Source organism: Bifidobacterium mizhiense, assembly GCF_020884755.1.
In the GTDB taxonomy this organism is placed as follows: Bacteria; Actinomycetota; Actinomycetes; order Actinomycetales; family Bifidobacteriaceae; genus Bombiscardovia; species Bombiscardovia mizhiensis.
In genome coordinates, this window is sequence record NZ_BPWE01000002.1 from 232,349 (window position 1) to 252,466 (window position 20,118).

The 20,118-nt window shown below is 59.8% G+C and carries 20 protein-coding genes; 9 read left to right on the forward strand and 11 right to left on the reverse strand.

Features of this window, described 5'->3' with window-relative positions; translation table 11 throughout:
• The first annotated feature begins 30 nt into the window (after nucleotides 1-30).
• The 4 genes from LPC22_RS04445 (at nucleotide 31) to rimM (ending at nucleotide 2,494) form a co-directional block, all read left to right on the forward strand.
• Entirely contained in the window at nucleotides 31-993 is a 963-nt protein-coding gene (locus tag LPC22_RS04445; RefSeq protein ID WP_229132671.1) for an endonuclease/exonuclease/phosphatase family protein, read from the forward strand.
• A 171-nt stretch (nucleotides 994-1,164) separates the two neighbouring features.
• A complete protein-coding gene (gene rpsP / locus LPC22_RS04450) occupies nucleotides 1,165-1,623 on the forward strand; it encodes a 30S ribosomal protein S16 (RefSeq protein WP_046322448.1) in 459 nt (152 codons plus the stop codon).
• Between the two features lie 35 nt (nucleotides 1,624-1,658).
• On the forward strand, nucleotides 1,659-1,892 hold the full coding sequence (locus LPC22_RS04455; protein WP_015021362.1) for an RNA-binding protein: 234 nt from the start codon (nucleotides 1,659-1,661) through the stop codon (nucleotides 1,890-1,892).
• Nucleotides 1,889-2,494, forward strand: coding sequence for a ribosome maturation factor RimM (gene rimM / locus LPC22_RS04460; protein WP_229132673.1), 606 nt, complete (start codon nucleotides 1,889-1,891; stop codon nucleotides 2,492-2,494). Before LPC22_RS04455 ends, rimM begins: the two co-directional genes overlap by 4 nt.
• 105 nt (nucleotides 2,495-2,599) lie before the next feature.
• Here the strand turns inward: rimM and LPC22_RS04465 are convergent, their stop codons facing one another.
• The 3 genes from LPC22_RS04465 to LPC22_RS04475 are packed head-to-tail and all read right to left on the reverse strand — an operon-like array spanning nucleotide 2,600 to nucleotide 5,621.
• Nucleotides 2,600-3,304 carry a LutC/YkgG family protein gene (locus LPC22_RS04465; protein WP_024627630.1) on the reverse strand — a complete coding sequence of 235 codons (705 nt, stop codon included), beginning with the start codon at nucleotides 3,302-3,304 and terminating at the stop codon, nucleotides 2,600-2,602.
• Nucleotides 3,301-4,806 (reverse strand): LutB/LldF family L-lactate oxidation iron-sulfur protein, encoded by a 1,506-nt coding sequence (locus LPC22_RS04470; protein WP_229132675.1) that lies wholly within the window; start codon nucleotides 4,804-4,806, stop codon nucleotides 3,301-3,303. The genes LPC22_RS04465 and LPC22_RS04470 overlap by 4 nt, the downstream gene beginning before the upstream one ends.
• Entirely contained in the window at nucleotides 4,803-5,621 is an 819-nt protein-coding gene (locus LPC22_RS04475) for a (Fe-S)-binding protein (protein ID WP_229132677.1), read from the reverse strand. The genes LPC22_RS04470 and LPC22_RS04475 overlap by 4 nt, the downstream gene beginning before the upstream one ends.
• Nucleotides 5,622-5,977: 356 nt before the next feature.
• On the opposite strand from LPC22_RS04475, the gene LPC22_RS04480 reads away from it, so the two are divergent.
• Complete coding sequence (locus tag LPC22_RS04480) at nucleotides 5,978-6,994, forward strand: YdcF family protein (protein WP_229132679.1); 1,017 nt, start codon at nucleotides 5,978-5,980, stop codon at nucleotides 6,992-6,994.
• A 30-nt stretch (nucleotides 6,995-7,024) separates the two neighbouring features.
• On the opposite strand, the gene LPC22_RS04485 is transcribed toward LPC22_RS04480, so the two are convergent.
• Nucleotides 7,025-8,428, reverse strand: a complete 1,404-nt coding sequence (locus LPC22_RS04485; RefSeq protein WP_229132682.1) for an MFS transporter — start codon at nucleotides 8,426-8,428, stop codon at nucleotides 7,025-7,027.
• A gap of 281 nt (nucleotides 8,429-8,709) precedes the next feature.
• Here LPC22_RS04485 and trmD point away from each other — a divergent pair, with 281 nt between their 5' ends.
• On the forward strand, nucleotides 8,710-9,660 hold the full coding sequence (trmD, locus tag LPC22_RS04490) for a tRNA (guanosine(37)-N1)-methyltransferase TrmD (protein WP_229132684.1): 951 nt from the start codon (nucleotides 8,710-8,712) through the stop codon (nucleotides 9,658-9,660).
• 40 nt (nucleotides 9,661-9,700) lie between these two features.
• Here the strand turns inward: trmD and rsmD are convergent, their stop codons facing one another.
• From rsmD to LPC22_RS04510, 4 genes are all read right to left on the reverse strand, one after another.
• On the reverse strand, nucleotides 9,701-10,300 hold the full coding sequence (gene rsmD, locus LPC22_RS04495; protein ID WP_229132686.1) for a 16S rRNA (guanine(966)-N(2))-methyltransferase RsmD: 600 nt from the start codon (nucleotides 10,298-10,300) through the stop codon (nucleotides 9,701-9,703).
• A 16-nt stretch (nucleotides 10,301-10,316) separates the two neighbouring features.
• The gene (locus LPC22_RS04500; RefSeq protein ID WP_229132688.1) at nucleotides 10,317-12,764 is read right to left on the reverse strand and encodes an ATP-dependent DNA helicase RecG; all 2,448 of its coding nucleotides are present in this window, start codon (nucleotides 12,762-12,764) and stop codon (nucleotides 10,317-10,319) included.
• 101 nt (nucleotides 12,765-12,865) lie between these two features.
• Nucleotides 12,866-13,060, reverse strand: a complete 195-nt coding sequence (gene rpmB / locus LPC22_RS04505) for a 50S ribosomal protein L28 (protein ID WP_229132690.1) — start codon at nucleotides 13,058-13,060, stop codon at nucleotides 12,866-12,868.
• 124 nt (nucleotides 13,061-13,184) lie between these two features.
• A complete protein-coding gene (locus LPC22_RS04510; RefSeq protein WP_024627618.1) occupies nucleotides 13,185-14,210 on the reverse strand; it encodes a helix-turn-helix transcriptional regulator in 1,026 nt (341 codons plus the stop codon).
• A gap of 372 nt (nucleotides 14,211-14,582) precedes the next feature.
• On the opposite strand from LPC22_RS04510, the gene LPC22_RS04515 reads away from it, so the two are divergent.
• Nucleotides 14,583-15,392: an ABC transporter ATP-binding protein gene (locus LPC22_RS04515; RefSeq protein WP_229132691.1), complete on the forward strand. Its 810-nt coding sequence runs from the start codon at nucleotides 14,583-14,585 to the stop codon at nucleotides 15,390-15,392.
• On the opposite strand, the gene LPC22_RS04520 is transcribed toward LPC22_RS04515, so the two are convergent.
• The gene (locus tag LPC22_RS04520; RefSeq protein ID WP_284143462.1) at nucleotides 15,352-16,023 is read right to left on the reverse strand and encodes a sugar O-acetyltransferase; all 672 of its coding nucleotides are present in this window, start codon (nucleotides 16,021-16,023) and stop codon (nucleotides 15,352-15,354) included. The two genes, LPC22_RS04515 and LPC22_RS04520, sit on opposite strands and share 41 nt — an antisense overlap.
• Nucleotides 16,024-16,223: 200 nt before the next feature.
• On the opposite strand from LPC22_RS04520, the gene LPC22_RS04525 reads away from it, so the two are divergent.
• Nucleotides 16,224-16,673, forward strand: coding sequence for a GNAT family N-acetyltransferase (locus tag LPC22_RS04525; protein ID WP_229132706.1), 450 nt, complete (start codon nucleotides 16,224-16,226; stop codon nucleotides 16,671-16,673).
• Nucleotides 16,673-17,548 (forward strand): mechanosensitive ion channel family protein, encoded by an 876-nt coding sequence (locus tag LPC22_RS04530; RefSeq protein ID WP_229132708.1) that lies wholly within the window; start codon nucleotides 16,673-16,675, stop codon nucleotides 17,546-17,548. Before LPC22_RS04525 ends, LPC22_RS04530 begins: the two co-directional genes overlap by 1 nt.
• An 89-nt stretch (nucleotides 17,549-17,637) precedes the next feature.
• On the opposite strand, the gene LPC22_RS04535 is transcribed toward LPC22_RS04530, so the two are convergent.
• Both LPC22_RS04535 and LPC22_RS04540 read right to left on the reverse strand, forming a co-directional pair.
• On the reverse strand, nucleotides 17,638-18,786 hold the full coding sequence (locus LPC22_RS04535; RefSeq protein WP_229132837.1) for a D-alanine--D-alanine ligase family protein: 1,149 nt from the start codon (nucleotides 18,784-18,786) through the stop codon (nucleotides 17,638-17,640).
• 293 nt (nucleotides 18,787-19,079) lie between these two features.
• Nucleotides 19,080-20,078 (reverse strand): NAD(P)H-dependent glycerol-3-phosphate dehydrogenase, encoded by a 999-nt coding sequence (locus LPC22_RS04540; protein ID WP_229132710.1) that lies wholly within the window; start codon nucleotides 20,076-20,078, stop codon nucleotides 19,080-19,082.
• Nucleotides 20,079-20,118: the final 40 nt, after the last annotated feature.

Sequence of the window (20,118 nt, forward strand, 5' to 3'; positions counted from 1 at the left end):
CCGCCTCCCTCCTGCAGGAGACAATGGCACGTGAACACCCTTCTCTGGATTCTCTTGGGACTCATCGCTTTGTGGATGGCCCTGCGCTTCCTGCCGGCCGGAGCCGACTGGCACCGTCCTCTGGTGGAGCTGATCGCTCTGATCGACCTGTTGGCCGTTCCCCTGCTGGCCATACTGATATGGACGGTCTTCACACGCGCCTGGCCTCAATGCCTGTTGGCGTTGGTAGAACTTATCCTGGTCAGCTGCCAGCGACTGGGCTACCGGCTGCCTCCAGCAGACCGGACCAGCCATCCATCTTCCGACCATGGACTGAGTGTCATGACTTTGAACTGCCGCTTCGGCCGAGCCGATCCTGAAGAAGTCGTGCGTTGCGTGCAGGCCTATGGAATTGAAGTGCTCGCCCTGCAGGAGGTAGAGGGAAGACTGCTGGAATCGCTCCAGGATGCAGGCCTAAATCAGCTCCTGCCCTATCTGACGCAAGGGGTTGCAAACCCTGAAGACAACGGTGGCCACAACGTTATTTTCTCGGCCAACCAACCCGTCAAAGCTTCGCCATCGGCCGTGAACCTTCCGGCAGCTGCAATACCCCTGGTCGAGCTCAAGACCAGCTGTGGGCCGATTCGAGTGGCCAGCGTCCATCCCAAATCACCCCAACGAGGTGCCAGACAGTGGGGCATAGGTATCGCTGCGCTGACCAAACTGACCCAGCCGCCCGTACCAACCATCGTCATGGGCGATTGCAACGCCACCCTGCAGCATCCGACCTTCCGCGCCATGCTGGCCAAATCCGGGCTGCATGACGCTTCTTTGCACTTGAAAGCCGGTAGCCATCCGACTTTTCCCTCAGCTAGCGCGCTCCCTCCGTTGATCGAAATCGACCATATTCTGACGGACGGCGACCTGGTCCCGCAATCCATGCGTGCCCTCCGCATTCCAGGCAGCGACCACCGAGCTCTGGTAGCACAATTGACTCTACAGCGTCGGCTCTAGACACCGTACAGGCTTACCACCTGCCATATCCCTCGGTTGAGGTATACTTTTGCTGTTATTCATGTCCGGAGGAGCCCTCTCATTCCGACGGCCGTGAGGAACACGCCAGGAGCGCCACCATGCCCCACATGGAGACGCCGCCGGGCACACCAAGTACCAAGGAGAGCCGTTTTGGCAACCAGAATTCGTCTGAAGAGAATGGGCAAGAAGTTCTACCCCTTCTACCGCGTGGTCGTGGTCGATTCCCGCAAGAAGCGCGATGGCAAGGTCATTGAGGAGATCGGCACCTACGATCCCAACACCCAGCCCTCTTCAATCAAGATCGACTCCGAGCGCGCCCAGTACTGGCTGGGTGTGGGCGCTCAGCCCAGCGACCCTGTCTTCAACCTTCTGAAGATCACCGGCGACTGGCAGAAGTTCAAGGATCTGCCCGGCAAGGAGGGCACCCTTAAGGTGCCGCAGGCCGAGGTCGACGCCCAGGCTCGCATCGAGCAGGCACAGAACGAGGCCCAGAAGCTCAAGGCAGCCAAGTCCGAGGCTGATGCCAAGGCCAAGGCCCAGGCGGAGAAGGAAGCCCCCAAGGCCGATGAGTCGGCAGATGCCGCCCAGGCCGAGCAGGCAGCTGAGTAAGGCACATTCATCAAAGATTGGAAGGACCGGCTAACATGCTTGCACAGGCCGTTGAGCACCTGATCAGGAACATCGTGGACTTTCCCGATGACGTGTCGGTCAAGTCCCACGAGAACTCTCGCGGAGAGCTGTTGAGGGTACGGGTCAACCCCGAGGATATCGGCCGTGTGATTGGCAGGGGCGGCAGGACCGCCAACGCCATCCGCACCGTGATCCAGGCGCTGGCCGACCACAAGGTGCGCGTCGACATCATGGATGTGCGCCGGTGAGCCCCAGCCGGTCCACCAATCACGACCCGCAGGGTCCGGACCCTCAGCAGCCAAGGTTGCTGAGGGTCTGCCGTATCGGCCGCGCCCAGGGACTCAAGGGCGAGGTCAACGTATATGCTTACACCGACGAGCCTGAGCGGCGATTCGCCCCAGGTTCCCAGTTACAAACCAAGGACGGACAGGTTTTCACGGTAGCCTCCTCCCGCCGCTTCAAACAGCGTTGGATCGTCCTCTTCAAAGGGGTGGAAGACAGGAACGCCTCCGAAGCACTGAACGGCATCGAACTGTATGTCCAGGCTGATCCAGCCGAGGAGCTGGCACAGGAGGATGCCTGGTACCCCGAGGATCTGATCGGACTCGAGGTTCGCATGGCCCCAGGCAACTCACTGGGTGAGCCTGCCGGACGAGTAGTCGGCCAAGTCAGCGACGTGCTAGACGGTGTAGCCCAGCAGCAGCTGCAGATCCGCATGACTACCGAAGAAAACGACGACGACGCGGAAGGGCTGATACCCTTTGTCGAAGCCCTGGTGCCCCAAGTCGACATTGAAAATGGGTACGTGGCCATCGATCCGCCTGGAGGACTTCTGCCCGGTCTGGGCTGAGTCCATCTTTCAACAAAACCGTAAGTGGGGAGTCAGCGCCCCTTTTCGAGCCGCTGACTCCCCACTTACGGGAATGCGCCTGCCTAAGCAGGAAATCTTATTGAGCTACATGTCTTCAACCACCAGATATGTCATATCCAGGGGGCCATGTACGCCCACCACGATCACCATCTCGATGTCGCCCGTGTTGGAGGGGCCGGTGATGAAGTTGATGTTAGAGGTCTTGAGCTCGCCCGAGACCAGGGCCGGATCATAGTAGTCCATGGCCTGCCGGGTTCGGGGCAGGATCTTGGACTTGCGGATGATGCTCAGATAGTGCACCGGCAGGAAGTGGAAGGCACGACCCTGACCCGGGGTGGTAGCCACGGTGATGGTGCCGGACTCGGCCAACAGGAAGTCCGCAAAGGCGATGGCCGTACCGGACTCGTCGGCGGTCTTGATGTTCTCTTCGCGGCTGGCTCCCGGCTTCCAAAAAGTAGCGGGCGGGTTCAGGCCGTCCCTCCACTCCTCCAGTCCGAAGTCTGCGAACAGGTCGGAGGTGGGCAGCATCACATGGTCACTGTCATCCTTGCGTGAATCGATGAACTCATCCAGAGCAGTGGGCAGGCCAGCCTTGGTGCAGGTGCGGAAGTCCACATGGACAGCCTCGCTGCTCTTCCGGGCGATCTCCAGCAGCTCATCCTGGGTGTGGCCAGACAGGGTGGTCTCCGGCAGATCGTTGACCGGCACCAGAGGATGATCCTTGAGCTGGTGGCGGGGCCGTCCGCTCTTCTTGGCCAGGTAATCCAGGAATACCTCACGATCGGTCATGCCTGCTGCTCCTTCTTGTGATGAGCGAACCAACTGCGGAAGTTCTGCCCGTGCTTGGGCGGATCCGGCAGATCACGAACCTTGGTCCATCCGCCGAAGACGAAGGGCATCCATTCCACGTGCCGATCACTGGCGAAGAGGTTCTTGGCTGTCTCCGGCTGCTTCTTGGATATGGGCGTCAGCATGGTGTGATCCACCCCTAGGGCGGTGCGGAAGAGCGAGGAATGGCCGGTGCCCAGGCCCATGACCCTCATGACCGTGTCGTCGATCAGATTGGCCTGGGACTGATCATCCATCATGATCCGCCTGTGCTCGATCATGAGCTGATGCAGGGGGATCTTGACCGGGCAGGTGGCCGTGCATGCTGCGCACAGGCTGCAGGCGTAGGGCAGGTCCCCGAAGTCGTCGTAGCCTCCGTCCAGCACCGGCGAAAGCACCGAACCCACAGGACCGGGATAGATGGATCCGTAGCCGTGACCGCCGATGTGCCGGTAGATGGGGCAGACGTTCAGGCAGGAAGCGCAACGGATGCACTGAAGAATAGGCTCGAAAACCGTTCCCAGAGCGTTGGAGCGCCCGTTGTCCAGAATGACCACATAGACATCGTCCGGTCCGTCCGACTCCTGGCCGGTACGTGGTGCGGTGTAGGTCAGATAGGAGGTCAGCTTCTGGCCGACAGCGGACCGGGCCAGCATGTTATCCATGGTCTCGGCCTCTTTCATGGTCGGCACCAGACGCTCCATGCCCATGACCACCACCTGGGTCTTGGGAATGCACATGGCCAGGTCGGCGTTGCCCTCGTTGGTCACCAGGTTGATCATGCCCGTGTCAGCCACAGCGAAGTTGCAGCCAGTGATGCCCATGTCGGCTTCGAGGAAGTGCTTGCGCAGAACCTTACGCGAGAAGCGAGCCATGTGCTGAGGGTCGTTGTCGCCCTTGTAACCCAGCTTCTTCTCGAAAACCTGCCGAACCTGCTCGCGGTTCTTATGCAGGGCGGGGAAGACCAGATGGGTGGGCTGATCCCAGTCGTCCTCTTCCAGGATGAACTCGGCCAGGTCGGTCTCCAGAACCTCCAGGCCGGGCACCGTCATCAGCGTAGGATCCAGGTTGATCTCACTGGTCACCATGGACTTGCTCTTGACGACGTGCTTGGCCTTCTTTTCGATGGCGATCTGCTTGATGTACTGGGCAGCCTCATCGTCGGTCTGGGCGAAGAAGACGTGGCCGCCGCGCTTCTCCACGTTGTCGGCAAACTCCTCCAGGTAGTCAGGCAGGTAGCGGATGACGTGCTGGCGAATCTGCTCGCCCAGGTCGCGCCACTGCTCCCAGTTGCCCAGTTCCTGGCGGGCAGCCTCACGCTTGACCCACTGGGCATCCTGGGCCTTGGCCACGGCCTGTTGGGCGAATTGATCCTGCTCGGACTCTTTGACCCTGGTCAGGAAGGGAGCCTTGCTGGTCCGCAGATATTGCGCGGCCTTCTTGCCATTGACCATGCTGCTCATACCAGAGCCCCCTCTTCCTTGGCAGCCCTGACGGAACCCACAGCCCCATCGCCAGCAGAGCGGCCTTCCACATACTTGACGCGGCTCATGTCCACGTTGTGATTGAGCACCTCAGCCAGATGCATGATGGTGATCTTCTCGCCGCGCCGGTTGAAACGGCCGCCGATGTTCATCAGGCAGCCTGGATCGCAGGAGATGAGGACACTGGCCTTGGTGCTGAGCACGTCATTGACTTTCTCGTCCACCATCTGCTTGGAGATCTCAGGCTCCTTCATGGAGAACATACCGCCGAACCCGCAGCAGTTCTCGATATGCGGCAGGGGAACCATGGTCAGACCCTTGACGTGGTCAAGCAGAACAAATGGGCTGGTCCGCTCCCCCAGCAGCCGTGTCATGTGGCAGGAACGGTGGTAGGTGGCCACGGCGTTGAGTTCGGCGCCCGCGTCCAGCACACCCAGCACACGATAGAGGAACTGCGAAAACTCATAGGTCTTGTCAGCCATGGTCTGAGCCTTGGCGGCATAGACCGGGTCGTTCTTGAGATGGAAGGGCAGCTCCTTGAGCATATTCACGCAGGAGCCCGCCGGACCCACGATGTAGTCGGCATCCACGCTCAGCAGGGCATCGACCTCGTTGCGCATGACCTGCATGCTCTCCTTGACATACCCGCTGTTGAAAGTGGGCTGGGCGCAGCAGATCTGCTGCTTGGGAAGGTAGGTGTCACAGCCGAACCGTTCCAGCACCTCCACCATGGCCTTCCCCACGTTCGGAAACATGAGGTCCACCACGCAGGTGGAGAATATTACTACTTTCATTACCGCACCTCTCTACAACCTTGCACGCCAGGTCCGAACCAACTCCGGATCGCGGAGAAACCCAACATCACTTGAACCCCTGATCCTTCCAACGCATCGCTGCCTTGCGACCAACCACGCCCATGGGGACACCGATGTGCAATCCTGAAAGGACCCATCATTATCATGGTCTCGACCTGGAATTCGCACCGTCGGGAATCGCCCACCCTCAGCTTTTGAACGTGTGAGATTTACCACATATATGCTACCACGGCAGGCTGGGAAGCGGTGGCATGTCAAGGACGAGCGGCGACTCATCCATTCGCTACAGTGGAATACAACCCTGCCAGTTCGTCCTCGGGAAGGGAAATCACGGCATGACCAACTACTTGCAGCTCCTCCTGCTCTATGCACCCGCCATCATCTTCGGCTTGCTCTTCCTCTGGGACCTGCACAAGGAGCCACGACAGTTCCGCAATGCCATCTGGTTCCTGCTCCTGCTCCTGACCCTGGGCGGAGCGCTTCTTCTGCAGTTCGGGATGCGCTGGCTGATCCTGCCCCTGGTCATCCTGCTCATTGCCTCTCCCCTCCTGGTGATCTGCTTCCTGCTGGCCAACACGGTCATCGTCATCCGACACGAGGGGATCTCCCTGACCACCCTGTTGCCGGGACTGCTTGCACTGGCCGTGGTGGCCTACATGTTTCTTTCGCCCCTCCTGGCTGGGTTTGGCGCCCCCTCATGGCTACTGAAGCTGGCTGGGCTGATCGATCTGGAAGCCACCTGGTTCTTCTTCTCCTTCCTGGCTCTGCTGCTCTATTCCAGCTTTTACAGGCTGCTGCCCCGCAAGCGTCGCTACGACTACATCATCATCCACGGAGCAGGTCTGCGCGGCGAAGAACCCACGCCTCTGCTCCGGGGACGGCTGGACAAGGCTGTGGACCTCTGGAAGCGGCAGGGACGCCTGGGGCGCTTCGTGGTCTCCGGCGGGCAAGGCCCCGATGAGGTCATCAGCGAGGCAAGGGCCATGGCTCAGTATTTGCGCAACTCGTGTGGGGTGCCAGCCGAGGCTATCATCATGGAGGACAGGTCGACCACAACCCTGGAGAACCTGCGCTACTCCAAGCAGATCCTGGATAACCGCTACGAGATGGGCACCGGGCCTGAGCATTACCGGGTGGCCCTGGTCACCAGCGACTACCACGTCTTCCGGGCCAGCGAATACGCCAGCAAGGTGGGACTGAATGCCGACGGGATCGGCTCACACACCAAGGGCTACTACTGGCCGACTGCTTTCATCCGGGAGTTCGTAGCCATCACCCGCATGCACTGGTGGCCCTACCTGGTCCTTGCACTAGGCTGGGCCGTCTGGGTCGGTATCTCATTGCTGAATTAACACCATTGGCCTTCCAGAAGGAATCAGAGGTCATACAACCTGAACCCCACCCTTATCCTGACGGGCCAGGCTACGCTCTAGGAACCAGGCCACCAAGAGGATGACCAGGACGATGAGCAAGACGAAAACGAAAGCCCAAACGGCCCCGAACTGGAAGGCCTGAGCGCCGGCATGAATCCCTCTGGCCTTGGGCATGCCCGTGATGATAGCGGCCAGAACGCCGGTCGAGGCGGCGCCTGAATACTGCTGAAGGGTGTTGAAGAGCGCGTTGCCGTCAGGCACCAGTTTGGCTGGGATATGCTGCAGTCCGACCGTGAGCAGATTGTTGAAGACGCAAGCCTGACCGACCATGTAACAGGCGTAGAGAAGAACCATCAGGGGGACGGATAAGTGCCGGCTGAGGACCAGGAAACCTAAGGCCGAGAAGAAGAAGGCAGTGCTTCCCACAGCGAGCAGTCCGCGCAGACCATGGCCATCCAAATAGCCGCCCGTGATGGGCTGGCAGAGGGCCGAGAGCAGGCTCCCCGGCAGCAGAAGCAGGCCGGCCACAGTGGAGGTCTCTCCCAGCACGGACTGGGCCATGTTGGGCAGGACAAATGTCAGGCCAATCTGAACGAACTGGACCAGGAAGTAGAGGATCAGGGCAAGGGTGAAGGTACGGTTCCGGAAGACCACGATGTTGATCAGCCTGGTGCGCTGATGCGTAAGGGCCCAGATCCCTGCAACCAGGGCCAGAACACCGATGAACAGAGACAGCCAGGTAATAGGACCGTGCACATCCAGGGTGCTCAGCCCCAGGGTCAGTCCAGTCAGGAAAATACCCAGAAGAAGGAACTGGAGCCAGGCAAAGGGTCCGACATGGGCGCTCTCCCTGTCTACTGAGATGAGTGCTATGACCCCAAAAACCAGCTCTATGGGCAACACGATCAAAAAGATTGCTCGCCAGGATAAGGCTTGGATAACGGCCCCGCCAAAGGTCGGCCCCAGGGAGGGCGCCAGAGCCACCGCCATGCCGGCGCTGCCCACGTAGCGACCCTGAATGTGAAGAGGGACCTTCCTCATAATCAGAGAGAACACTAAAGGAAGGGCGATACCAGTGCTGATGCCCTGCAAGAGACGTCCCGCCATAAGGACAGGAAAGCACGGAGCAAGGATGCACATCAGGTCACTGCCCAGGAATATTCCCACGCTGGCCAGAATCAATATACGGGTCGTGAATGAATGCTCCAGCCAAGCGGCGGCCAGAACCGTCAGGGCTACCACCAGCAGATAGCCGGTGGTCAGCCATTGGACCGTGCCCAGCCCGGTGTTGAAGTACCGGGTCATCTCTGGAAAAGTGACATTCAGCGAGGTCTCCAAAAGAACCCCGCAGAAGGCGAGCCCGGCAGTGCCGGTAATCAGCAGTTTTGTTCTCTTATCAACATGGTCGACCATGGACCGTCCGCTCCTCACATATCAGACTGTTCGCATAGCCATCACCACGGATCCGTACGGCATGACATCGTCCGATGCCGCTCTCATTGCTGTTTGCGCAACGGTTATAGCTCTCTGGCTGCGTTGATGACATCTTCCAAGGTGGCGCCGGGCTGACAACCGCATGCTACGACGAGCCGGTTCGCCTCCACAACTTTTGAAGACCCAGCCAGTGTAGCACCCGCAGACGCACCAATCCGTGTCCACTCCGAACCTAAACCAGTTTCGGTAAAGTTGGTGACATGCAAATCGATATCGTCTCCGTCTTCCCCGAGTACTTTGACGTAACTGGACTCAGCCTGCTAGGCAAGGCCCAGGAGAAAGGCCTGGTGACCATACGCGCCCACAATCTGCGCGACTGGACCCATGACGTGCATCACTCCGTAGACGATACGCCGGTAGGTGGCGGAGCAGGCATGGTGATGAAACCCGAAGTCTGGGGCCAGTGCCTGGACGACCTGCTGGACATGCCAGACGGATCGACTCAGCAACAACCGTCTACGGACCAGACAGCCGACCCCGCTGATGTTATAGAACACAAAGAAGCAATGAAGAGTTCCAGCGACACAAGCGACGGCATAGCATCCGAGGCAGATTCATCTGCAGACAGCCACGAGGCCGGCGTGACCGAACCAGTCCTGATCTTCCCTAACCCATCCGCGCCCCTGTTCACCCAGGCCGATGCGACCGAGCTGTCACAGGCGAAGAGGTTGGTATTCGGCTGCGGCCGCTACGAGGGCTACGACGCACGCATCCCCGACTACTACCGAAGCAAAGGGGTCGATGTCCGAGAGTACTCCATCGGCGACTACGTGCTCAATGGAGGCGAGGTGGCCGTCTCGGTCATGCTGGAGGCGATCACCCGACTCCTGCCCGGCTTCATGGGCAATCCTGAATCCATCGTGCAAGAGTCCTACACCGGGGATGAGCCGCTGCTGGAATATCGCCAGTACACACGTCCCACCACCTGGCGTGGCATGGCCGTTCCCGAGATACTGACCAGCGGCGACCACGGAAAGGTGGACAGATTCCGGCGCGACGAGGCCATCAGGCGAACCAGTCGGATCCGTCCCGACCTGATTGCCCGATTGGACTGCTCAACCCTCGATAAGCATGACCGCCATCTCTTGGAGGACCTGGGCTGGGATACACGGAAAACCCACCCGAGACCTCTGGACCAACCATCAGACTGATCTGTCGTTAAATTGATCAACCTTTCAATTACAGGACTAATCAGCGGGCTGTCAGATAATAGACTGCAGTTTCCCCATAGGTACGAGCCTGGTCGATGGCCCATCCTTCAGGAGCCGCGGGCGGCGGTGTGCGTGTCGATCGCTCCAGAACGATCATGCCTCCATCGTCCACCATTCCTTGGGTAGTCAGACCGGTCATAATGCTTTGGCAGTCCTCCGTCGACAGGTCATAAGGCGGGTCCATGAAGACCAGGTCGAAGCATGCTTCGGACAGACTGGCATCCTCATGACCAGAGGAGAGGGGACGAACAAAGCGCTCGGCACGGTTTCTACTGACGCGAATATCCATGGTTTGATCCCAGGCCGGATGATGGCGCAACCCTGCGGCCGAACGTGACAAAAGTCCGGCGACACGACCAGAAGACTCCACAGACACCAGGCTCTGTGCACCGCGGGAGAGGGCTTCAAATCCCAAAGCCCCTGTGCCGGCGAACAGGTCCAAGACCCGAGCGCCGGACAACAGGTCTTCGGACTCCAGATGGGAGAAAATGGCCTCCTTGGTGCGATCGGTGGTGGGCCGGGTGCCCTTGAGGGCTGCGGGAATGGGGAATCCCTTGAAGCGGCCGGCAATGATGTGCATATGGTCTGTTGTCCTTTCAGCTTGAGACCAGGAAGCCTTCGTTGCCCCTCATGAAGTCCAGAACGGCGCCAGCCAGCTCGGGCTGCCCGGCCAGAGCGGGGTCGGATTCCAGGAGTTGGCCTGCCTGGGTTCGGGCGCGGGCGATCATGGGCGCGTCGGTGACGACTCGCAGAAGCTTCAGAGAAGAATGGCCACCGGACTGGGCATCACCCAACACGTCGCCGGCTCCTCTGATGCGGATATCCTCCTCGGCGATTTTGGCCCCGTCAGTGGTGTCACGAATGACCTCAAGCCGCTCGGTAGCTAGAGAATCCGCAGGGGCACGCGAGATCATGAAGGCCCAAGAGTCGGTGCCGCCGCGTCCCACCCTGCCACGCAGCTGATGAAGCTGGGAGAGCCCGAACCGATCGGCATCAAAGATGACAATGCAGGAGGCTTGGGGCACATCCACCCCCACCTCCACCACAGTGGTGGCTACCAGCAGGGGCGTGCGGCCCGAAGCGAAATCCGCCATAACAGCATTCTTTGTGGCGTCGTCATCCCGACCAGTCAGCGTGGCCATGGCAATGCCTTGGAATTGCGGCAGAGCAGCCAGTCGCTGACTCATTTCGGCCACCGAGTGCAGAGGCGGACGCTGGCCATCACCTTGGCCTTCCTCAACCAGCAGTTCAGGTTGGGAGTCAGACGCACTGGATTGGCCGGAGCGGTCTGAGGAGACCGACGGGTCGTCCTCATCGTCGATGCGGGCACAGATGACATAGGCCCGCTCCCCAGCCTCGATTCGTCGACGCAGGTGCAGGAACATAGCACCCATGGTCGCTCCGTCAGACTCGGCGATGACGTGGGTACGGACTGGTTTGCGGTTGCTGGGCAGCTCGGTCAGGGCGGAGATGTCCAGATCACCGAACCAGGTCATAGCAGCCGTGCGCGGGATGGGCGTGGCAGTCATGATCAACAGGTGGGGAACGCGATCGGATTTGCGACGCAGCTCCTCGCGCTGCTCAACCCCGAAACGATGCTGCTCGTCGATGACGGTCAGGGCCAGATTGGGAGCCTGGAAGGTCTTGGAGAAGGCCGCGTGGGTGGCGATGACGATGCAGGGACGGCCCGAGGCCGAGACAGCCAGGGCAGAGCGGCGCTGGGCCAATCTCATGCCACCGGTCAGCAACACCAGAGGCAGAACCAGCTGATCCGTCATGCGGATCATGGTGACGTTGTCCACAGGCTTATGGCGGCCTTCTACGGCAGTGGCGGTAACATCGGTGTCCATGGCCTTGAGCATGCCGCCGATGGAGGCATAGTGCTGCTCGGCCAACACCTGGGTCGGAGCCACCAGGACGGCCTGATGACCGGCCTGGACCGCCTGGAGCATGGCTGCCAGGGCCACTACGGTCTTGCCAGAGCCGACCTCGCCCTGCAGAAGTCGCTGCATGGGCTGATCCTTGGCCATGTCAACACCGATATCATTGATGACCTGACGCTGGCCATCGGTTAGCTGGAACGGCAGGGAGTCGATGAAACGGGCAGGCAGGGAGTCTGGATGGTCGGCGCCCGAATTCGCACATGGATAAGTAGGCTGCTGCTGGGTCTGGCGACGGGTCTGCAGGAGTGCCGTCTGCGAGACGAAAGCCTCCTCGTAGCGCAGGGTCTTGCGCGCCGCAGCGAAGTCCTCAGGGCTTTCGGGCGCATGCATGCCCAAGAGGGCACGGGCACGATGCATCAGCCTTTGGTCGACACGGACCTGCTCGGGCAGCACATCAGGTATGGCTCGGCCCAGCGCTTCCGGATCAATGCGGACCTCGGCACTGGGCTGCTCCTCTTCGACCCCATCGGCCTGCGCCAGCAGACGCAGAAAACCCAGAATGACATCGTGAATATGGTCCGAGGAGATTCGGGAGCTGGCATGATAGACCGGCCGCGGGCGACGGACACGTTCCAAGGCCTCGTCAAGGCTGGCTACATCGGGTCGAGAAGCGTCCGCCATAACTTCTCGATCGGCATCGGCAACAACCAGGGTCTCCGGATGGGTGAACTGGAGCTGGTCCATGTAGATGCCGGGCTCACCGGCCACGACCAGATCCGCCCCTACCTGCAGCCGACGGACCATCCAGTCCATATAGGGCTTCTTGTGAGAGAAGAAAACCAGCCTGACCGCCAGTGGAGTGCCGCCTTGACTACCGACGAAGGCTGCATCGTCCACCATCACGTCCAGCCGAAAACCCCGGTGCCCGCTCAGTGGCACCAGACGCACCTGCTCGACCCGGGCTGCGAATGCACAGGGCTCACCCAGCCGAATGCCGGCAATAGTGGTGACCTGCATGGGATCAGTGATGCGGAAAGGATAGTAGGTCAGCGCGTCCCCCACCGTGACCACACCCAGAGCCTTGAGGGCGCTCACCCGACGCCTGTTGGCCACCAGCGAGGCCACGGTACTGTGCAGACCAACACGAGCCACTGCCGACATACCCGATCACCTCCCGTAAGCGCCGACCATCATCCCTCAGGATGACAAGAACCCCCGGAGCTTATGCCCCCGGGGGTCCATATACGACCGACAAACCGCACTCAGGCGGCGATGCGCTGCACCTTGCCGGCCTTGAGGCACTTGACGCAGACGCGCAGACGCACATTCTGACCATCAACGGTGGTGTGCACCGACTGCAGGTTGGGGCGGAAGATGCGCTTGTTCCGGATATGCGAATGAGAAACACTGTAACCGATCTGCGGGCCCTTGCCGCACACCGCGCAACGAGCTGCCATGATGACTTCCTTTACGTTGTTTTCCAAGTCGTCCCAGGTGTCCTTGCCCGCAACGCAAGGCTACGGATGAACACACAACTTTGTTAGACTACTACATTCCGTCAAGTAAGGCAAATCAGCGGTCTCAAGCACGAGGAGGCTTGCGGAAGATGCCAATCAGTGATTGGAGCACTCCGCAGAACACCCCGCCGATGATCCAAATGGCCCAGAATGGGATGCGCCACCCGAAGAGGTTGTCATAATTGCCCGAGAAGAGCATGGTCAGGGCCACCAGCGTACAAAGACCCATGATGGTTCCGCTGATGGCATTGCTTATCCGGTGCTCATACCGGTAGGTATCCCAGCGACCGTCCTCGACGGAATCAATCTGCCTGTTGTAGGCCCGGAGGTTCATCATCCTATGGCTTGTTCCCGCATGGACCAGCAGAAAGACCCCCAGAGCCAGGAGAAGGAAGAAAACGAACCCCCTGACCTGATCGGACCAGCCCCAGATCAGGAATCCAGCAGAGTTGATCCCCACATCCAAGAGCACGACAGCCAGACCGCAGACCAGCTCCCAAGTAGTCTGCCGATAAACCCGCGAGCGCTCCTCATCGGTATAGAAATCCGCTACATAGGGATGTCGGCGGCGAAAATCCCTTCTGGCGGAAACCGCCGGTATCAAACAGGCCAGGCCCAGGACGATGCCGATCATCAGAGCAAGGAAGGCCAGACCATTCTGTGCGTCGGTCGGCTGACTGACTGCGGCGAAGAGACCACTGAAAGCCAGTCCCAGCATGATAAGGGCGATGCCGAAAGCCATCCGCAGGCTGTAGGCATTGCTGAAGGAGGCGTATCCGGTCACGTCTTCCGCAGCAGACTGAACAGGTATAGTCGTGTGCGTTGTCGAAGTCGTCTGCGCGGCATCCTGATGGTCAGGCTTGGACGCACGCTGCCCGGAACCCGGATGCCGAACATCGCCTAGAACCAGGTCATCAAGAGTGCAGCCGAAGAGGTCACAGATGGCCAGGAGCTTGTCCATCTCAGGATATGCCTTGTCCGACTCCCACTTGGACACCGCCTGACGGGATACCCCCACCAGCATGGCCAGCTGCTCCTGAGTCATGTTGCGCTGCGAACGCAGATATTGCACATTGGTTCTGAAACTCATAGTGTTCTTTCTCCAGATCGGCAGATTGCCGATTCAACCAGCAACGAGACCATGATGAAACGTGCAGGGCTCCGACCGCCACCAGCTTTGGGTTGCACCCGACAAAGACACCAATATTTTCTGTCAACCGACGGTTGCATCCTTGCAATTCCAAGGAAGCAGGTGGTCGCTGAATCCCTATCAGCCCCCCTCCGGCAAGCAATACGTCCCCTCTATGTTCACGATACATACCCTTCAGGAGGGAATGCGAATCCTGCAGACCACAACCCTGAATCGTCCCCGATTCGACCCTGAAAACACCCTGACAGGAGCTCTGGCCATGGTCTTATAGAGGTAGGAACCAGGCAGATGACGACTGAAAGGAAGGCAACGATGCAGCATCGGGCGATCAAGGATCCATACGCACAACCGCTCATTCTGGACAAGATCTGCTACGACTACGGAACGCGACAGAAGCAGGGCGCCCGGGTGCTGGACGAGATCAGTCTGGAATGTCAGGCGGGAACCTGGACGGCCATCATGGGTCCTTCGGGCGCCGGCAAATCGACCCTCCTCTATTGCGCCGCGGGACTGCTCCAGGTCAGACAGGGTAGAGTAGCCATCGCCGGGGAGGATCTGACCCGGATGAAAGAGAAAGAGCTAACCAGGCTCCGGCGCGACCACATCGGCTTCGTTTTCCAGGACTACAACCTGGTCAACGCCTTCACCTGTTTGCAGAACACCATGTTGTCTAGCCTTTTCGGCGGCAGGAAAATCTCCGCCCAAGCAGCACTGTCTGCCCTGTCGAACGTCGGATTGGAGGGGTACGCCAGCACCTATCCAGCTGACATGAGCGGAGGCCAGCAGCAGCGCGTGGCCATCGCTAGGTCCCTGGCCGCCAGCCCGGAGATTATCATGGCCGACGAACCCACCGGCGCCCTGGACACTCATAGCTCGCGGGAGGTCATGGACCTCTTCGACCTAGCCGTCCGCAGCGGCCAGACCATCCTCATGGTGACTCACGACCCCAACGTCGCCGCCCGCGCCCACCGGGTCATCTTCCTCCAGGACGGGCGCATTCAGGCCGCTTGCCCGGGCGGAGACCCACAGACCATAGCCCGGCAGCTGGCCAGCATGGATGCTGCGCCAAACCAGGAGGCTTTCAGCCCTCCTCTGACAGTTCCATCCGATCAGCCTCGGTGATGGTACGAATTACCCGGCAGGGCACACCCACGGCCAGGGAGTCAGGTGCGATGTCATGGGTGACTACGGATCCAGCCCCGATAACCGCACCATCGCCGATGGTCACTCCCCCGGCCACGGTTACGTTTGATGCCAGCCAGCAGTTGGATCCGATGGTTATTGGAGCACCCAACTCGTAGTCGAAGAGGGAACCATCCGTATGGCGCCTCAGATTCCGCTCCTGCCACCGCAGGGGATGCAGAGGGGTGGCCAGGGTGACGTTGGGGCCAATCATCACATCGTCGCCAATCTGCACAGGGCAGGTATCCAGAACGGTGAAGTTGAAATTGGCGAAGATGCGTGAACCAAATTTAGTAAAGCATCCATAGTCGAAGTAGATAGGTCCCATAAAGTCAACGTCCTGACCATGTTCGGGCACCAGCTCGTCCAAGAGCCTGCTGCGCAGGTCCCGCTCCTGCTCAGAAGACGCATTAAAAAGACGGCAAAGTTCGTGGGCCTTGACTCGCAACTGACCCAGTTCAGGATCTGAGGCGTCATAGAGCTCGCCAGCAAGCATCAGCTCCCTCTGCGAGCGCCGATTTCCTTTACTGGCTCCGCCTGTCGCACCCGTCAGTTTTGAGTCCTTATCCATGGCCATCCCATCGTTCCCGCGTCACTTCAATGTCACTGCTACAAGTTTGCACTGCTTGCATATTCCCCACCCATGTAATCGTCTGGGTCAGACAGCCGGCAGCCACACGTACATTCGTCATCCTGCTGCGGACATCCGTTCACGCCAAGGATCAAGCTTGGTAGATTGGAGGCAGCGGAGGACCATGGCGAGGAGGAAACATGCGGTATGAGGTGAGCGAGGCTATTCCCGGGGATGCCAAGGCCATCCGTCAGGCCGTATTCGTAGAGGAGCAGGGCTTTCACAACGAATTCGACCAAACCGATGATGCCAGCCTCCATATCGTGGCCTATGACGGGAATAAACCCGTTGGGGTATGCCGAATCTTCCCTGACCGTGGCGAGACATGGACCCTTGGCCGGTTGGCGGTTCTGAAGCCCTACCGCGGCCAGCACCTGGGCGCCAATTTGGTAACCAAGGCTGAGGAAACCGCTCGGAGCCGCGGGGCCGACCGGATCACACTTCACGCCCAGGAGCGGGTGGCGGGCTTCTATAGGTCTCTAGGCTATAGGGACATGGGCGTTCACGACCAGGACGAGGGATGCCCGCACATGTGGATGGAAAAGCCTCTAACGAACAATGCTGGCAGCGAGTCAAAGGACGAGGCCTGATGAACCAGACCGTCAACTTTGCCAGCACAAGCGTCAATCCGGACAAGGATCCCATGGGAAGATCCGAACAGGCCATCTCCAGCTTCAGCGATGCCGTCATCTACTGGTTCCGCCAGAATTTCGGAAAGATCATCTTTCTGATCGTCGTGGCTGTCTGCGCCGCATTGATTTCCAAGATTGTAGCGGCGGCCATGCGACGTGCCCTGGAACGGACCAACCTGCCCAGTGCCTCCATCTTTGTCAACATCGTCCGCGCCCTGATCTGGATCTTTGCTGCTGCCACCGTCCTGCAACCCGTCTTCGGAATCAATCCATCCACAGTGGTCGCCGCCCTTGGCGTCAGCGGCCTGGCGCTCTCCTTCGGATTGAAGGACACGATCGCCAATATCGTCGGCGGCTTCGGACTCATGGTCAGCAAGGTGGTCCAACCCGGAGACATCATCACCATCCAGGGCACCACCGGAACGGTCCGTGATGTGACCTGGCGCCATACCATCGTCATCGACAGGACCGGCAACCAGCTGCTGATCCCCAACTCCATCCTCAACACCACGGCGCTTGAGAAGATCACCGAGGCCGGCGAGGCCGCTACCACGGTTCCCTTCACCCTGCGGGGGGATGCCGATATAGCCAGGTCCTCCCATTCCATTGCACAGGTGGTGGCCCAGGCAACCAAGGGCATGGCCATGCCAGCCAACCCACCCATCGTTCAGCTTCAGGGCTTCACCCCTTACGGCATCAAGGGCCAGGTAGTCATGTTCGCTAAGCAGGGCGTCATCGCCGCCGATATGCAGGATGCCGCCACCCGCGCTCTGGCCGGCCAGGACTACCTGGTTCAGGAAGCCGAAATCCAAGCAAACGACATTGAGCACTAACCAGATGGCCTTTTCATCCTGCCAGGGAAATACAAAAGCGTGGTCTCTTCTCTTATGGAGATGCCGCATGCTCCGAGAACAACTCCACTTTAGGCCGATATACCCTCAATCAGATCGGTGATCAGATCGGTGTAGGTGATCCCAGTTGCTTCCCAGGCCTTGGCATACATGGAGATGGACGTGAAGCCAGGCATGGTGTTGATCTCGTTGACGATGACCCTGCCCTCGGGTGTCACGAAGCAGTCAACACGGCTCAAACCGGCACCGTCCACGGTTCTGAAGGCCTTGGCAGCCAGGTCGCGAACCTCCTGAAGAGTCTCCTCTGGCAGATCCGCGGGGACCTCCACATGGGAGGCGGAGGAGTCCACATACTTGCTGTCGAAATCGTAGAAGGCCTCGTCCTGATCGGTCTTGTCCAGCACCACCTCGCCAGGCCAGGCTGTACGGGGTTTTGTGTCCTTGCTTGAGGCGAGCACGGCGCATTCGATCTCCCGCCCTTCGATCCCCTCCTCTATCAGGACCCGCCAATCGTGCCTTGCAGCCTCGGCAACCGCAGCATCCAGGGCTTCGACTTCAGGCTCTTCTACCTTGACCACACCAAAGCTGGATCCTGCGCGAGAAGGCTTGACGAAAAGCGGGTAATGCAGCTCCGCCTTCTCCACAGCGGCCAGCAGGTCGGCTCCGGATCGCTGTTCACGGGAGTCAATGGTGATGCCGGGAGCCACAGGTATGCCAGCTTGGCTGAGCAGAATTTTGGTGTAGTGCTTGTCCATGCATGCGGCAGAGGCGAAGACCCCGCATCCGACGTAGGGCAGCCCCATCATTTCAAGCAGGCCCTGCAGTGTGCCGTCCTCACCGTATGGGCCGTGGAGCACCGGAAAGACCGCGTCAACATGCCCCAAAGGCTCCAGGGACCCAACTGTCCGGGAAGGTTGGGCTCCAGAGACCAGGTCGTCATGATCGCCGATTAGAAACCCATCCCTGCCGCGGGCCATGTCGAGAATGACCGGACGGCTGCTTTCCGTTATCTGCACCGTAGGCAGACTGGCATCGCCCAGACCCCACTGCTTGGGATCCTGGCCACCTATGGTCCATCGGCCGTCCTTGGTGATGCCAATGGGAATGGGCTCGTATCGGTCGGTATCGATGGCACTGAGCACACCGGCCGCCGACACACAGGATATGGAATGTTCGTCAGCACGCCCGCCATAGAGCACCACAACACGTTTTCTGACCATCATCCCTCGGCTTTCCTCATCCTGGACATGCATTCGAGCCTCACGCATCTGCGCGGGCAGATACACCACTCAAAACAGCAGAATATCCCCTTGGCGGGCAACGGGGCCTGGTCAGGGTCGCTCATCCACAAGCTTGGCACGAACAGGCATAGTCGAGCTGACGCAAGCACCGGACAAGTCAGACACGCGATTGATCCGGAAAACCATATATCGTCAAGCACAATGCTGGTAGCGTCGGCTTCAAAGCCTTCGCACCCTCGATAGCCTTCAGAATGTTCTGATGGCCACCAGACTCACTCTGTGGTGATCTGCCCGCCAAAGAGCTCGTCGATCATGCCCCGGCAGCTCAGACCCTGACCCAGCACATTGCTCATGGCCGTAGCCAGCGGGGTCGCCACCTGGTAACGCCTGCCCAGGGCGACGACAGCATCGGTGGTGGGCACGCCCTCGGCGACACCCTTGCTGACGCGGGTAGCCTCCTCAATGCTTTTGCCCTGACCCAGATTAAAGCCAAAAGTATAGTTTCTGCTCAAGGACGACCCACATGTGGCCACCAAGTCACCGACCCCGGCAAGACCGGCGAAGGTCTTGGACTTGGCCCCGCAGGCCTCCCCTAAGGCAGTGAGTTCAGCCAGACCCCTGGCCTGAATCATGGCGGCCGTATTCTCCCCGAATCCAGCCCCCCGTGACATCCCGACAGCCAGTGCAGTCACGTTTTTCAGCGACCCACACATTTCCAGACCGATCACATCGTCCGAGATGAAGGCCTTGAAATAGTCGGTCGTACAGGCACGGGCCACTCTCATGGCAGCATCGGCATCAGCGCTGGCGACCACGGTAGCGCTGGGCTCGCGGGCGGCCACTTCCTTGCTCAGGTTGGGGCCTGATACGGCCGCAAACCTGACCGGGTCCAGATCCAGCGTCTGACAGACCACCTGATCCATCCGCCTGTCAGTACCCCGTTCAATCCCCTTCATCAGGGAAACCACAATGGCATCATGACCCAGCAGACCCTTGAATTCCGTCAAGGCCTCACAGGCATGCTGAGCAGCTATGGCGACGACCACAATTTTAGCCCCCGAAACGGCCTTGGCCCGATCATCCTCAGCGCTGATGGCGTCAGGCAACCTCTTCACGGTCGGCAGGCGGCGAGCATTCGAATGCTGACTGTTGATTTCGTCCACGACATCCGGGTCGATGTCCCACATGACCACCTGATTGCCTGCGTCAGCCAATACCTGGGCAAAAGCGGTTCCCCATGCGCCTGCTCCCAATACCGCGATCTTCGTCATCATTCTCCTTTGCATAATGCCGTGCGCACGGGAACGCCGA

Excerpts from the sequence above, each read along its gene's own strand:
- LPC22_RS04455 (WP_015021362.1), top strand. The coding sequence starts at position 1,659 with ATGCTTGCACAGGCCGTTGAGCACCTGATCAGGAACATCGTGGACTTT.
- LPC22_RS04465 (WP_024627630.1), bottom strand. The coding sequence starts at position 3,304 with ATGACCGATCGTGAGGTATTCCTGGATTACCTGGCCAAGAAGAGCGGA.
- LPC22_RS04470 (WP_229132675.1), bottom strand. The coding sequence starts at position 4,806 with ATGAGCAGCATGGTCAATGGCAAGAAGGCCGCGCAATATCTGCGGACC.
- LPC22_RS04475 (WP_229132677.1), bottom strand. The coding sequence starts at position 5,621 with ATGAAAGTAGTAATATTCTCCACCTGCGTGGTGGACCTCATGTTTCCG.
- LPC22_RS04480 (WP_229132679.1), top strand. The coding sequence starts at position 5,978 with ATGACCAACTACTTGCAGCTCCTCCTGCTCTATGCACCCGCCATCATC.
- LPC22_RS04485 (WP_229132682.1), bottom strand. The coding sequence starts at position 8,428 with ATGGTCGACCATGTTGATAAGAGAACAAAACTGCTGATTACCGGCACT.
- trmD (WP_229132684.1), top strand. The coding sequence starts at position 8,710 with ATGCAAATCGATATCGTCTCCGTCTTCCCCGAGTACTTTGACGTAACT.
- rsmD (WP_229132686.1), bottom strand. The coding sequence starts at position 10,300 with ATGCACATCATTGCCGGCCGCTTCAAGGGATTCCCCATTCCCGCAGCC.
- LPC22_RS04500 (WP_229132688.1), bottom strand. The coding sequence starts at position 12,764 with ATGTCGGCAGTGGCTCGTGTTGGTCTGCACAGTACCGTGGCCTCGCTG.
- rpmB (WP_229132690.1), bottom strand. The coding sequence starts at position 13,060 with ATGGCAGCTCGTTGCGCGGTGTGCGGCAAGGGCCCGCAGATCGGTTAC.
- LPC22_RS04510 (WP_024627618.1), bottom strand. The coding sequence starts at position 14,210 with ATGAGTTTCAGAACCAATGTGCAATATCTGCGTTCGCAGCGCAACATG.
- LPC22_RS04515 (WP_229132691.1), top strand. The coding sequence starts at position 14,583 with ATGCAGCATCGGGCGATCAAGGATCCATACGCACAACCGCTCATTCTG.
- LPC22_RS04520 (WP_284143462.1), bottom strand. The coding sequence starts at position 16,023 with ATGGATAAGGACTCAAAACTGACGGGTGCGACAGGCGGAGCCAGTAAA.
- LPC22_RS04525 (WP_229132706.1), top strand. The coding sequence starts at position 16,224 with ATGCGGTATGAGGTGAGCGAGGCTATTCCCGGGGATGCCAAGGCCATC.
- LPC22_RS04530 (WP_229132708.1), top strand. The coding sequence starts at position 16,673 with ATGAACCAGACCGTCAACTTTGCCAGCACAAGCGTCAATCCGGACAAG.
- LPC22_RS04535 (WP_229132837.1), bottom strand. The coding sequence starts at position 18,786 with ATGGTCAGAAAACGTGTTGTGGTGCTCTATGGCGGGCGTGCTGACGAA.
- LPC22_RS04540 (WP_229132710.1), bottom strand. The coding sequence starts at position 20,078 with ATGACGAAGATCGCGGTATTGGGAGCAGGCGCATGGGGAACCGCTTTT.